This window comes from Sphingobacteriales bacterium, from assembly GCA_016700115.1.
Classification (GTDB): Bacteria; Bacteroidota; Bacteroidia; order Chitinophagales; family UBA2359; genus UBA2359.
Window position 1 is genome coordinate 5,892,664 of the sequence record CP064999.1, and the last position, 13,253, is coordinate 5,905,916.

Annotated in this window: 10 protein-coding genes; 6 read left to right on the forward strand and 4 right to left on the reverse strand. The window is 42.7% G+C overall.

The genetic code is table 11. The features are described from left to right. Nucleotides 1–435: 435 nt before the first annotated feature. The 5 genes from IPM47_21295 to IPM47_21315 all read left to right on the forward strand — a co-directional run bounded on the left by IPM47_21295 (nt 436) and on the right by IPM47_21315 (nt 5,726). On the forward strand, nt 436–1,425 hold the full coding sequence (locus tag IPM47_21295; GenBank protein QQS29328.1) for a bifunctional phosphoglucose/phosphomannose isomerase: 990 nt from the start codon (nt 436–438) through the stop codon (nt 1,423–1,425). Nucleotides 1,426–1,648: 223 nt separating this feature from the next. Next, complete coding sequence (locus IPM47_21300; GenBank protein QQS29329.1) at nt 1,649–2,377, forward strand: DUF4290 domain-containing protein; 729 nt, start codon at nt 1,649–1,651, stop codon at nt 2,375–2,377. Nucleotides 2,378–2,396: 19 nt separating this feature from the next. Next, on the forward strand, nt 2,397–3,710 hold the full coding sequence (murA, locus tag IPM47_21305; protein ID QQS29330.1) for a UDP-N-acetylglucosamine 1-carboxyvinyltransferase: 1,314 nt from the start codon (nt 2,397–2,399) through the stop codon (nt 3,708–3,710). A gap of 210 nt (nt 3,711–3,920) precedes the next feature. Continuing rightward, the gene (serC, locus tag IPM47_21310) at nt 3,921–4,988 is read left to right on the forward strand and encodes a 3-phosphoserine/phosphohydroxythreonine transaminase (GenBank protein QQS29331.1); all 1,068 of its coding nucleotides are present in this window, start codon (nt 3,921–3,923) and stop codon (nt 4,986–4,988) included. A 252-nt stretch (nt 4,989–5,240) separates the two neighbouring features. Then, a complete protein-coding gene (locus IPM47_21315; GenBank protein QQS29332.1) occupies nt 5,241–5,726 on the forward strand; it encodes a TlpA family protein disulfide reductase in 486 nt (161 codons plus the stop codon). Nucleotides 5,727–5,749: 23 nt separating this feature from the next. Here IPM47_21315 and IPM47_21320 read toward each other — a convergent pair whose 3' ends face one another. From IPM47_21320 to lpdA, 3 genes are all read right to left on the reverse strand, one after another. Further along, the gene (locus tag IPM47_21320; protein QQS29333.1) at nt 5,750–6,778 is read right to left on the reverse strand and encodes a M28 family peptidase; all 1,029 of its coding nucleotides are present in this window, start codon (nt 6,776–6,778) and stop codon (nt 5,750–5,752) included. Nucleotides 6,779–6,863: 85 nt separating this feature from the next. Then, nucleotides 6,864–8,366: a cysteine--tRNA ligase gene (locus tag IPM47_21325; GenBank protein QQS29334.1), complete on the reverse strand. Its 1,503-nt coding sequence runs from the start codon at nt 8,364–8,366 to the stop codon at nt 6,864–6,866. An 86-nt stretch (nt 8,367–8,452) separates the two neighbouring features. Beyond that, the gene (gene lpdA / locus IPM47_21330; GenBank protein QQS29335.1) at nt 8,453–9,859 is read right to left on the reverse strand and encodes a dihydrolipoyl dehydrogenase; all 1,407 of its coding nucleotides are present in this window, start codon (nt 9,857–9,859) and stop codon (nt 8,453–8,455) included. A gap of 392 nt (nt 9,860–10,251) precedes the next feature. Between lpdA and IPM47_21335 the strand changes: the two genes are divergently transcribed. After that, a complete protein-coding gene (locus IPM47_21335) occupies nt 10,252–11,091 on the forward strand; it encodes a hypothetical protein (GenBank protein ID QQS29336.1) in 840 nt (279 codons plus the stop codon). A 327-nt stretch (nt 11,092–11,418) separates the two neighbouring features. On the opposite strand, the gene IPM47_21340 is transcribed toward IPM47_21335, so the two are convergent. After that, nucleotides 11,419–12,999: a hypothetical protein gene (locus IPM47_21340; protein ID QQS29337.1), complete on the reverse strand. Its 1,581-nt coding sequence runs from the start codon at nt 12,997–12,999 to the stop codon at nt 11,419–11,421. Nucleotides 13,000–13,253: the final 254 nt, after the last annotated feature.

Below are 13,253 nucleotides of genomic sequence, written 5' to 3' on the forward strand. Positions count from 1 at the left end.
TCACCTGCACATAGACTTATTGCACCCCTGCAATGCTTTAAATCACCTGTGCAATGACGCAATGCACCCCTGCAATGCATAAAATCGCCTGCGCAAAGACACAATGCAACTCTGCAACGCTTTAAATCACCTGTGCAAGGACACAATGCAACTCTGCAATACTTTAAATCACCTGTGCAATGACGCAATGCACCCCTGCAATGCTTTATTGTCAACCCTAAAAATTGACCGATTCTTGCACCTGTATTCATGTTGTCGCAAACGATATAGTTTTGCCCAAAAAAATCAGTCGAAATTTAGTTTGATGCCGGTTCTCAAACCCTCTGTACTTTTTCAACATAAAAAGCCTGCTTTCCTCTTTAAATTCCCCAACGATTCGGTATTTGACCATTAGGTTTGTAACTTTGCACAAAATTTAACCAAAAATTAGCAAACATGACAATGTATGAACTGATATCGGGTTTCGGGAAACAACTTGCCGAGGCATTGGAAATTGGAAAAAAAGCAACGTTTACCCCTCATACCCACCCCATTACCAATATATTAGTAACAGGTCTTGGAGGTTCGGGCATGGGTGCAGATGTGGTCATAGACCTGACTGCCTCCGATCTTCAGATTCCCATGTTAGTCAATAAAAACTATTTGCTGCCCGGGTTTGTCAATGAAAATACATTGGTGATTGCTTCTTCTTATTCCGGCAATACCGAAGAAACGACCCATGCGTTGCAAATTGCGATTAAAAAAAAGGCTAAAATCGTGTGTGTTACTACAGGTGGTACGATGGAAAAAATAGCCTCCGAACACGGTTTAGACCTCATCAAACTACCCTCCGGTCGCCCTCCCCGAGCAAGTTTGGGTTATTCATTTGTTCAGCAGTTCTTTGTCCTTCAATACTTCGGGTTTATTGACAACCGTTTTATTGGTGAAATCGAAGCTGCCATCGCTTTATTAGACCGCGAGCAGGAAAACATCAAAAGTCAATCGGCTCAATGGGCAAAAACCATGGCCAAACAATTACCTATAATCTATGCCCCGGACGGTTACGGCTCAGTTGCCATCAGATGGCGGCAACAAATCAACGAAAACGGAAAACAACTCTGCTGGCATCATATTATCCCCGAAATGAACCATAATGAACTTGTCGGATGGCGAACCAAAGACCATACCTATGCTCCTGTTTTCCTTCGGGCATCCGATGTTTTTAACCGTTCACAGTACCGCATAGACATCAACAAAACGATCATCGGCCAATATACGGACAGCATTTATGAACTGACCGCATTGGGCAACACCAAAACTGAACGGTTGCTATATCTGATTCATTTCGGCGACTGGCTCAGTTGGTATCTTGCTCAGGAGCGCAATATGGATGCCACAGAGGTGAAAGTGATAGACTTTTTGAAAGGCGAATTGGGGAAAATGTAGCGTTTAGACGAAAGACAAAAGACGAAAGACGAAAGACGAAAGACGAAAGACAAAAGACGAAAGACAAAAGACGAAAGACAAAAGACGAAAGACAAAAGACGAAAGACAAAAGACGAAAGACGAAAGACGTAAGACAAAAGACGTAAGACAATAGACGTAAGACAATAGACGTAAGACAATTGACTTAGTGCAATAGGCAAACTAACCATTAACCATTAAAAAAATGACCGAAAGAGGAAATTTAACCTATAATACAGAGCAGGAGAAACTGCTGTTTAAGGAATATGGAAGAAACGTGCTCAAATTGGTACAATCCACCATCAAGTTAGAAACCAAAAAGGAGCGGACTGCTGCTGCCAAAGAAATTGTCAACCTGATGGCACAGCTACATCCCAATCTGAAAAATGTGGAAGAATTCAGGCATAAGCTTTGGGATCAGCTCCACGCAATTGCAGATTTCAAATTAGACATCGACTCCCCCTACCCTGCTCCGGAAAGTTATGACCAAATTATGCAGCAAGCCGGGGAAGTGCCCTACCCTTCTTCGAGAATCAAACTTAAACACTATGGCAAAAACATAGAGGCGTTAGTTCAAAGAGCAATTGCCACTGACGACGAAAGAAAAAAAGCGGAGTTAATCAGGATTATCGTTTATTATATGAATCTGGTTCATATAACATGGAACAAAGACCTCAATGTGAGCGAGGATTTGATTAAACACGATTTAAACAGCCTGTCCAAAGGGCTGCTGGACCACGAGTGGGCAGAAAAATACCTGGCCTCGAAAGGAGTACCTAAGCCAATGGTTATCCCAATCCAACAGATGGGAAACAACCAAAACAAACAGGGGCAAGGCAATGTGTTAAAAGGTCAGCAACAAGGGCAGGGACAGCCTCACGGCCAATCCTCCCGCAGACGTAAAAAGAAAAATAACCGGAAAAAAAACCTTTAGCATCCCCTCTTTATCAATAATGTACCAGGACGAATTTATAGTAAACGGCGGCAAGCGGTTAAAAGGTGAGTTAATTCCTCAGGGCGCTAAAAATGAAGCCCTTCAAATTATCAGTGCTACTTTACTCACCAAAGAAGAAGTTACAATTTCCAATATTCCGGACATTCAGGATGTCAACAAACTCATAGATATATTGAGGGATATGGGGGTGAAAGTTACCCGTAACAACGCTCATACCTATACTTTCCTGTCTGACGAAGTTGATTTAAACTATTTGGACAGTGAAGAATTCAGGACAAAAACGGGTAAACTCCGGGGTTCGGTATTGGTAATCGGTCCTATGTTAGCACGCTTCAAAAGGGCCTATCTGCCAAAGCCCGGAGGCGACAAAATAGGACGCCGAAGATTGGACACCCATTTTTTAGGACTGCAACTTTTAGGCGCGAACTTTCATTACGACGAAACGGAAAATGCCTTTATCGTTTCTGCCGATCAACTCAAAGGGGCTTATATTTTGATGGAAGAAGCTTCTATTACCGGCACAGCCAATATTCTGATGGCTGCCTCTTTGGCCGAAGGCACCACTACCATATATAACGCAGCCTGCGAGCCATATATCCAACAACTTTGCCTGATGTTGAACAATATGGGTGCAAAAATCAGCGGAATAGGTTCAAACATGCTCACCATCGAAGGGGTGGAAACCCTGCACGGTTGCCGGCACGAAGTATTGCCGGATATGCTGGAGATTGGCAGTTTTATTGGCTTAGCCGCCCTGACCCAATCTGAAATCACCATCAAAAACGCCAGAATTGACCAGCTTGGCATCATCCCCGCCCTGTTTCAACAAAAGCTCGGCATCGAACTTCAGTTAAAAGGCGATGATATATTTATTCCCGAACAGGAAATTTACCATATCGGGCGTTTTATAGACGGCTCTATCCTGACAATTGCCGATGCACCCTGGCCGGGTATTTCTCCCGACCTGATGAGTGTGGTGCTCGTTACCGCCACACAAGCCAGAGGCAGTGTGCTGATTCACCAGAAAATGTTCGAAAGCCGTTTGTTTTTTGTAGATAAGCTGATTGATATGGGCGCACAAATCATACTTTGCGACCCCCACCGCGCTGTAGTCATAGGTCTTGAAAGGCGTTCCCCGCTTCGGGGTATCAATATGTCATCCCCCGACATCCGGGCAGGGGTGGCCTTGCTCATTGCCGCCCTTTCTGCCGAAGGTAAAAGCGTCATCAGCAATATCCATCAGATAGACCGCGGTTATCAGTTTATTGATGACCGCCTCCGAAACATTGGTGCTCAAATTGAAAGAAGATAGATTTTTAGCCCTTTATTTTAATACCTGACCTAACAAAGGGATAGTATCAAACGCTTTGGTCTAAGTGTAAATTACCATACCCACTTCAGATTTACCACCTATATTTTTAAGTCAACGTATTTTTATCTGAAGTCTTACATCTGAACTCATACATCTAACGTCTTGAGTCCGGTATCTAACCTATCATGTTTAAGTCTTAAAAATACCTTTATGAAAAAAATAAACTTTTACGCAGGTCCTTCCATTTTACCGCGAGAGGTAATTGAAGAGTCTGCACAAGCATTGCTCGATTTTAACGGAACAGGATTGTCAATTTTAGAAACTTCACATCGAAGCAGCACTTTTGAAAACGTGATTAACGGAGCAAGGGATTTGGTGAAAGAGTTGTTGAGTTTACCCCCTAAGTACGAAGTGCTGTTTTTGGGGGGGGGTGCAAGTATGCAGTTCTGCCAGATTCCATTCAATCTGCTCCCTTCAGACGGTAAAGCAGCATATTTTAACACAGGAGTATGGGCAAAAAACGCCATTCACGAGGCCAAAATGTTTGGGCAAACAACGGTAGTTGCCTCCTCTGAAGATGCCAATTTTTCATACATTCCTTCATTCCCAAAAGTAGGCAGCGATTTTTCCTATCTTCACATTACCACCAATAATACCATATTCGGAACCCAGTTTCACGAATATCCCGAATGTAACTGCCCTTTGGTGGCCGATATGTCCTCCGATATTTTTTCTAAAAAAACAGATGCAGCAAAATTTGATTTGATTTATGCAGGTGCTCAAAAAAACATCGGCCCTGCCGGGACTACCTTAGTTATTGTCAATACTGAATTATTGGGAAAAGTGGACCGGCAAATTCCAACTATGCTCGACTATCAAATCCATATTAAAAACAAATCTATGTTTAACACGCCCCCTGTTTTTGCCATCTATACGTGTTATCTCACGCTTCAATGGATAAAAAAACGGGGAATTGAACGTATTGAAGCCGATAATCGGGAAAAAGCCGGTCATTTATACGCCGAAATTGACCGGAACAGTCTTTTCACCGGCACGGTTAACTCAAAAGACCGGTCTTTAATGAATGTTACTTTTGTGATGAACCGACCCGAATTAGAAACAAGCTTTCTGAATTTTGCGCTCGAAAACGGATGTGTGGGCATCAAAGGCCATCGGTTGGTTGGTGGATTCAGAGCATCTTTATACAATGCTATGGATCTGGATGGAGTTAAAATTCTGGTGGATGTGATGAAGACATTTGAAGAAAAGCACGCATAATAGTAGTCAAGATTTATCACTTTGTCATTATATTGTCAAAAAAAGTTGAAAAGCAATATCCCTTATCCTACATTTGAGCGGATTAAAAATCCTGCATTAACGGATATTCCGGCTGTGCAAATCAATTTGGCTAGGGCGCTTTTCTTATTTATAACAACACCCCTGCAAGTTATCCTTGCCGGGGTTTTTTATTTTGCGAACTTTTTCGCCTCTTTTGGGTTTTTTGTTTTTCTTTAGATAACCCTGAATATCATGTCTTTTCTTTCAAAAAAAGCGCTCTTGTTTCTGTTTGTGTTTTCTGTGCTTTTCAACAGCGGATGTACGCCCACAAGTCAAAGCATCTTAGATTTGTCCGTTCTCGATTTAGAGGGGAACGAAGTAGATTTGAACACTTTTAACGGCAAGCCTGTGGTGGTCAATTTTTGGGCAACCTGGTGTCCGCCCTGCCGGGCCGAAAAACCGGAATTAGATAAAGCCCGCCAAATTCTGGAACAGGAAGGAGTGGCGTTTGTTTGCCTGTCAGACGAAAACCTGAACACTATTCAGACTTACCTGCGACATCAGCCAAATGGGTTAACTAATTTCAAACTTAAGAGCAGTGCTAAATGGCTGGGTGTTTTTGAATACCCGCAAACCTTTCTGATTAACACTCAAGGCGAGATAGTTCACACACATACAGGTTATAACCAATGGAGTAACCCTGAAACGTTGGAGCTAATCCGGGAAAAACTCCGGTAAATCTTAACTGAACTTCAGACTGACTAATTATAATTTGCGCCTTCCCTGTACAAAACAGTGGTCAGGGTATGCCCGACTGCTTGAAGGGTAGTTTTGCTGACTACTTTCATATTGTCTTTGTGAGTATGCCAAAACGCACCAAAACTCCCTTCGTAAGTGTAGTGGATGATATCAATGGTAGGAATACGGGCAAGTTTATTGATGTATAAGTGGTCATCTGTAATTGGCGACCGGGTGGGCTTATTGATGAAATAACTGCCATATCCCAAATCGTTGGCTACGCTCCAAACCTTTTTCACCACATTCGGGGCATAGTTCAGCGAGTTTAGTTCCTGCATAAACAAGGCATCGGGAGCACCTACCATATCCAGCAAAATGCCAAACTCGGCTTTGTAGCCCGGGGTATGCAGGTTTTTGCTCCAATACTGAGAACCTAAACAGAAAGAATCATCCACCAAATAACTGCCGTAATCTTCTGTGTCAAACAAAATGATATCTACCCCCAAATTGGACACCGGGTTGGCTGCAAGCAAACGGCCAATTTCGAGCAAAACCCCTACCCCGCTCCCGCCGTCATTCGCACCTAAGATGGGTTCGTCTTTTCTTTCGGTATCCTGATCTGCGTTGGGACGGGTATCCCAGTGTGCGCACAGCATAATCCGGCGCGATGCCTGAGGGTTAAACGCTGCGATAATATTGTACATGGGGAGTTGTTTGCCGTTATGAGCTTTTACCGTGGCAGTTTGGGTAAATGTTTCCGGAGCAAACCTTTTCAAAGTAGCTTCCAGCCATTCGGCACAGGCTTTGTGTTGCGGTGTGCCCGGCACCCGTGGTCCAAAATCTACCTGCTTCTGCACAAAAGCATAAGCCGAGTCCGCACTAAAGTTTGGGATATTGATAGTCGGTTTACCGGTATTATTGGCAGTTGTAGTTCCCGAATCGGGTGTTGTTGTATCTTTTGAGTGAGGCAGTTTAGAATCAGAGGTACAACCTGCAACAAAAAACACTATTGTGATTGAAACCAGCAAAAACAAACGGGTGAATAGATTCATAGTTAAAAGGATATAATGCCGTTTATAGGCTTTCTGTTTAAAACAGTCATGTTTAAATTATTCTGTAATCCTTACAGATTTTTCGTTATTCTACGGTCCAGGTCGAACCTTCTTTGCCATCTTTGACCACAATTCGAAGGTTTTTTAGCCGGTCGCGGATTAAATCTGAAGTTGGCCAGTCTTTTTTATTCCTGGCTTCGGTTCGCAGGTCAAGCACCAAACCCATTAACCCGTCTGCCAGTTGATTATTGTTGGAGGCAGTGTCGTCTTTCAAGCCCAGAATATCTTGTATAAATGCAGGGAATACATGTTGAAGGCGATTAAAGGTGTCAATACCAAGGGCATTGTCCGGTAGTTGTTTGTTGTGGATGGCATTAATTTTTCCGGCCAGCTCAAACAAATCGGCCAAAACCATGGCAGTGTTAAAATCATCGTTCATATCCCGGTATAAGGCATCACAGGCATCCTGAACAGCTTTATCTTCTGCCGGGTCCTGAGGTTGGGTATTACCCGGGTGTTTCAGGTTGGGAAGAAGCTGCAAAGCAGCCATCAGCCGCTTATAACCCTTTTCTGCCGCAAGCAATGCCGCATCCGAAAAATCTAATGTGCTCCGGTAATGGGTCTGCATCATAAAGAATCGGACAGTCATGGGGCTGAAAGGCTGAGACATAAAATTATTGTTGCCCTCAAACAATTCGCCGGGTAAGATTGAATTGCCCAGACTTTTTGACATTTTCTGCCCGTTAATGGTCAGCATATTTCCGTGCATCCAATACCGCACAGGGGTTGCGCCGCAACATCCCACGTTTTGGGCAATTTCGTTTTCGTGATGTGGAAACTGCAAATCCATGCCCCCTCCATGCAGGTCAAACTGTTCGCCCAGATATTTTGTACTCATGACCGAACACTCTAAATGCCACCCGGGGAAACCGATACTCCAGGGCGAATTCCAGTGCATCAGGTGCTGAGGGGCTGCTTTAATCCATAAAGCAAAATCGGTGGGGCTGTTTTTTTCGTCCTGATTTTTCAAATCGCGGGTTTCCTGCAACAAATCATCCATCACTTTTCCCGATAATTTACCGTAAACATCAGGATACCGTTTGATCATGGCGGGCACATCAAAATAGACCGAGCCATTTTTTATATAGGCTAATCCGTTGTCCAATATTTTCTGAACCATTTCCATTTGCTCTACCACATGTCCCGTTGCAGTAGGTTCTATGGAGGGTGAAAGGTTGTTAAACTGTTGCATGACTTTTCTGAACCCGTTGGTATATCGTTGAACAATTTCCATTGGTTCAAGCCTTTCCATACGCGCTTTTTTGGCAATTTTGTCCTCCCCTTCATCTGCATCATCCTCCAAATGCCCCATATCGGTAATATTGCGCACATAGCGCACCGTAAATCCCAAATGGAGCAAATAACGATAGACCACATCAAAAGTGATAAAAGTGCGGCAATTGCCTAAGTGTACATCGCTATAAACAGTAGGCCCACACACATACATACCTACAAAAGGAGGATTAATCGGTTCAAATAGTTCTTTCTGACGCGTAAGCGTATTGTATATTTTTAATTGAGTATTCATGCCGCAAAGATAAAGTTTTTAATGTTACCCGATACAGGTATTCATTCATCAGTTGATAGACTGACAATCAGCCACAATTCACTAACTTAAATATGTAATGCCCGATTGCCGGTGGCTGCCAAACATGCTTCTTTAAATGCTTCGGTATAGGTGGGGTGGGCATGACTCATACGCGAAATATCTTCGGCAGATGCGCGGTATTCCATGGCAACAACTGCTTCTGCTATGATATCAGCAATTCGGGGGCCTATAGCATGTACTCCAAGTATTTCGTCGGTTTTCGAATCGGCAAGCACTTTTATCAACCCGTCCTTATCCATGCTCGCGCGTGCGCGGCCGCTTGCTTTAAACGGAAACTTGCCAACCTTATAGGAGATGCCCTGTTCTTTAAGCTGCTGTTCGGTATAACCAACTCCTGCAACCTCCGGCCAAGTATAGACGACACCGGGTATCAGCAGATAATTGATATGTGGCTTTTGGCCTGCAATGGTTTCAGCTACAAATACCCCTTCTTCTTCGGCTTTATGTGCCAGCATAGCGCCTTCTATTACATCTCCAATGGCATAAATTCCGGGCACTTCGGTTTCCAAATGTTTGTTGACCGGTATTTGCCCCCGTTTGTTTAGGGTAATCCCGATTTTATCCAACCCAAGGTTATCGGTGTAAGGCCGCCGACCGATTGCCACCAAACAATATTCTGCTTCCAATACTATATCAGTATTGGTTTTATGATTATGGGCAGTTATTTTGGCAAATGTCCCTTCATTGCTTGTTGCCGTAACACCGGTATTGAGGTGAAATTTAATTCCTGTTTTCTTCAAGGAACGTTCCAATTCATGGCCGAGATCGTGATCCATGCCCGCTATCAGTTTGTCCATATATTCCACAATCGTTACTTCGGTTCCTAAGCGCGCATATACCGACCCCAGTTCACAACCTATAACCCCTCCCCCGATGACCACCATACTTTTAGGAATTTCTGACAGTGTCAATGCCTCAGTAGAGGTGATAATGCGTTTTTTATCAAGGGTAATAAAGGGCAGCGTTGATGGTTTCGAGCCGGTGGCTATGATGGTTTTTCCGGTTTCGATAGTTTCAGAAGTTCCGTCCTGTTTTACAATCTGTATGGTATTGGTATTGACAAAAGAACCATGCCCGGTAAACACATCAATTTTGTTTTTCTTCATTAAGTAGTTGATGCCATCACAAGATTGTTGCACGACTTGTTCTTTGCGTTTCATCATTTGTGCAAAGTCAATACTTAAATTGCCATCTATTTTGATGCCATGTGTTTCGAATCTGTGCAGGGCATTATGATAATGTTCTGTACTGTCTAAAAGGGCTTTTGAAGGAATACAGCCTACATTGAGACAGGTGCCGCCCAATGTGTTGTAGCGCTCTATAATGGCCGTTTTAAACCCCAATTGCGCACATCGGATTGCAGCAACATATCCTCCAGGACCCGAACCGATGACTGTTACATCGTACTTCATTGATTTGTTTTTTTGTTTTGTAGAAAATTTAGTCTTACGCCATATATAAGTAATCTAAAAAGCGGCGCAAAGATAATAACCTGTTGCAGGTCTTTAAATGTTGAGTCAAATAAATATAGATAACCCCATACATAGATATTCCGGGCAAATAACTTTATCTTGTGTTAATATTACCGACTTTTTTATTGAATATGACAATAAACTCCTGAATTCTTTTTGCGGCACGACAGTTCTTGATTATTGGTACAGGATAATTTCTTTTTGTTTTTTTTAAAGTGCGGGAATAAAGCAAATTAACCAATTGTCAAACTGCCAACAACACGACAGCTAAGCCGGCATAATTTAAAACGTTTCTATTTTTATTTTTTTAAACATCATCAAACCAAACTACCATGATTACCCGAAAAAAAAACTTTGTTGTTTCATCGTTCCTGTTTGTCCTGACCTTGTTTGCCCTTACTTTTATTGCTTGCGAAAAGGAAGAGGTTATCAACAACAATAATGAAAATATTACTATTGCTACCGATGAAAGCAATGCCGAAGACTTGTTTGCCGATGTGGTTGACTTGACAGACTTATATGCCGAAAGTTTCGGCGGTAGTGGAAAAACAACAGATGAATGTCCTGTAATTACCTCAACCGCCCCCGAAGGGACTTATCCTAACACCATCACCATTGATTTTGGCACAAGTTGTGAAAGCGATGGCGGACGTATTCGTTCCGGTCAGATTATCATTACCATTTCTGATGCCATGAGCAATCCGGGTGCTACTAAAACCAAAACTTTTCAGGATTATACCGTAAATGGCATTTTAGTACAGGGCACGCATACCACAACGAATAATGGGTTGAATGATGAAGGGCAGCCGTCCCATACACACACGCTTGTCGGAGGCTCACTGACTTATCCCGATGGTGCGATTGCGACTCGCGAAGCGACTCAAACTGTAACCATGATTGAAGGGTGGGATACTCCAGATACTCGTTGGGATAATGTTTGGGCAATTACCGGAAACAGCAGTGGCACCAGTAAAACCGGAGTGGCATACAGTACGCTTATCACCGAGCAACTCATAAAAAGACACAATTGCAGATGGATTGTCAGTGGGGTAAAAGAACTTACCAGAAACGGTGAAACCGCTACTTTAGACTACGGTGACGGCGAATGCAACAGATTTGCAATTCTTACCACTGCGGATGGTGAAACGCACGAAATCAGATTGCCCAGATAGTCAGATTTAAGAAATAAATCAAAAAACAAAAAACGGCAGTGTAATTCAATATTACATTGCCGTTTTTTTATTTCGTGTTCAATTTGATACTGCGCTCAAATAAGGTATAAGTCAGCCTTTTGGTTGGGGCAATAAGCAGGCAAAATACCTTTGAATCAATTATAAAGGATTCTAATCATGAAAAAGTAATCTCTGTTACAATAAGTTACAAACAGAATGTTGATAGATAATAAACTCATTGACATTTTAAAGAGCAAAAAGTATCGGCATCCTCAGTGGATTTGAGAATCATCAGAGCATTTGCCTGTAACTTTAAGTGGATCCGGGCTATTTGTTCTGGATTAATACTTCGCTCATAGTCATTCCATTAAGTTTGCTCGACAACCATGTTTGTATCTCGAACCAACCCAAAAGGTGCTTTTGGGGAAATTCTGACAACTGTTCTTTCAACTCTTTATCAAAACTTTCAAAATAACTGCGCATAGCTTTCTTGTCGTATTCATTGACGGTAGCTAATTTTTTAAAATTGGACAGCAGCAATCGTTCAAACAACTGAAGTTCGTCCGCATTTTTCAAATTTCGATAAACTGAACGGTGCAGATTTTCGAGCAAATCAATATTCCCTAACTCATAATGAATGGCCAATTGAAGGATATGTGCCGTATGATAGACCTCGCGGCGGGTATCGGCTTTGGGATGCGAGAGGATTTCGTTAATCCAGGTCAGGGCATCGCCAAAACGATGAGCAAAAAAATAGACCAAAGCAATATTATAATAAATGGTCAGCAGTCGGGAACTGTGAATTTGGTCTTTCCACGCTTCTAATTGAGGCAGGCGTTCAGGAATTTCGGCTACACCTTTAGCAATCGAAAAGGTATTGAGATAATACAACAGTTCGTGGTAGAAGGAAATGTGAAATATCTTGACTTCGGTAGGAACATCATTAGCAGCAAGGGCGCGAATTTTAACCAGTGTGGGCGGGTAATCTTCAAATTTCTGAAAGGCGTGACAACTATTTAGAAAATTACACAAAGCCTTTCGGTATTCGTGCCTGTGTTCGTTTCGGAACAAGTCGTTGGTTTCCCAGATTTCGATGATTCGTTTGTGGTGGGCATACATTGATGCAAAGTTGCCCATCCGCCAATGGTAAAATCCCCAAATTTCGTTGTAAAACAGCTTGGCTTGCCGCGTTAAGGCATTGTTTTCTGCCTGCAAAAGGGGGATTTGTATCAGCTCTTCCATTTTTTGGAGTGCCTCGGCATCTTTAGCGCGAATGCGCACTTTTAAAGAAACCAATAAACGGTCGTGCAGATGTTTGAATTGGGCTTCATTTTGAAGAAGTTGTTGAGCGCGCTGCTCTTCCTCAATCAGTGCGTCCAAATCCTCAGTAATGTTTCGGTCGGTTCGCTCTAACAACAGCCTGCGTTGCCATTGCAACAACTCGAGTGTATAGATGGGCATTTCATAATCGGCTGCCATTTTCAGGAGTCGTTTCAGGTCTTTTTCCATCTGCCCGTAAATTCCTTTTCGATACAACGCAAGGAGGTGATTGAGCGCCTGCCTGAACTCAAACACTATAGTATTGTCTTTTGAGCCTCCGATATAGGCGCAAAGAGCATCCAAGATTTTGTTGCGAAGGGCATTTCGGGTAAAGGTCAGTTGTGCCACAAACTTTTCTTTACGATACTTTTTCTTGATGGCTTCTTCGTCATATTCGGTTTGCTTATCCATTGCTTCAAAAAGGAGGAGGTAATTGGTGGCCTCGCCCGAAGCATGGGTTTGGGCAAAGAGTTTAAAATACCGTTTTTCGGCAGGGGTAAGTGATTTAACGAGGGTAAAAAGGTCGTCGGAGGGCATGAGTAAACGGGCTTGTTGGCTTAAAAGTAAGTTTTTTCGGGCGGTTTCCATTTTTTTTACAAAATTTAATTCGTCTGCCCTCCTTTTCTGTAGCCCTTTGGAATAAAGGATTCAAGAAAGGTAAAGGGTATCAGAAACCTATGTTTTGGCAAAATCTGGTGTTCGTGCAGCTTAGGGCTGCGGTAGCTTTGCACTGTGAGACGGAAACAACAGCCTTTCACAAACAAACAAAATCATCAACACAAAATTTTCAAACACCCCAAAATTCAGAAAACATGAAAACGAAAATCGAAAGCATTATTCAA

What these genes read in the sequence shown, in the direction of transcription:
- lpdA (QQS29335.1), bottom strand. Translation starts at nt 9,859, where the DNA reads ATGAAGTACGATGTAACAGTCATCGGTTCGGGTCCTGGAGGATATGTT.
- IPM47_21325 (QQS29334.1), bottom strand. Translation starts at nt 8,366, where the DNA reads ATGAATACTCAATTAAAAATATACAATACGCTTACGCGTCAGAAAGAA.
- IPM47_21295 (QQS29328.1), top strand. Translation starts at nt 436, where the DNA reads ATGACAATGTATGAACTGATATCGGGTTTCGGGAAACAACTTGCCGAG.
- serC (QQS29331.1), top strand. Translation starts at nt 3,921, where the DNA reads ATGAAAAAAATAAACTTTTACGCAGGTCCTTCCATTTTACCGCGAGAG.
- IPM47_21340 (QQS29337.1), bottom strand. Translation starts at nt 12,999, where the DNA reads ATGGAAACCGCCCGAAAAAACTTACTTTTAAGCCAACAAGCCCGTTTA.
- IPM47_21335 (QQS29336.1), top strand. Translation starts at nt 10,252, where the DNA reads ATGATTACCCGAAAAAAAAACTTTGTTGTTTCATCGTTCCTGTTTGTC.
- IPM47_21320 (QQS29333.1), bottom strand. Translation starts at nt 6,778, where the DNA reads ATGAATCTATTCACCCGTTTGTTTTTGCTGGTTTCAATCACAATAGTG.
- murA (QQS29330.1), top strand. Translation starts at nt 2,397, where the DNA reads ATGTACCAGGACGAATTTATAGTAAACGGCGGCAAGCGGTTAAAAGGT.
- IPM47_21300 (QQS29329.1), top strand. Translation starts at nt 1,649, where the DNA reads ATGACCGAAAGAGGAAATTTAACCTATAATACAGAGCAGGAGAAACTG.
- IPM47_21315 (QQS29332.1), top strand. Translation starts at nt 5,241, where the DNA reads ATGTCTTTTCTTTCAAAAAAAGCGCTCTTGTTTCTGTTTGTGTTTTCT.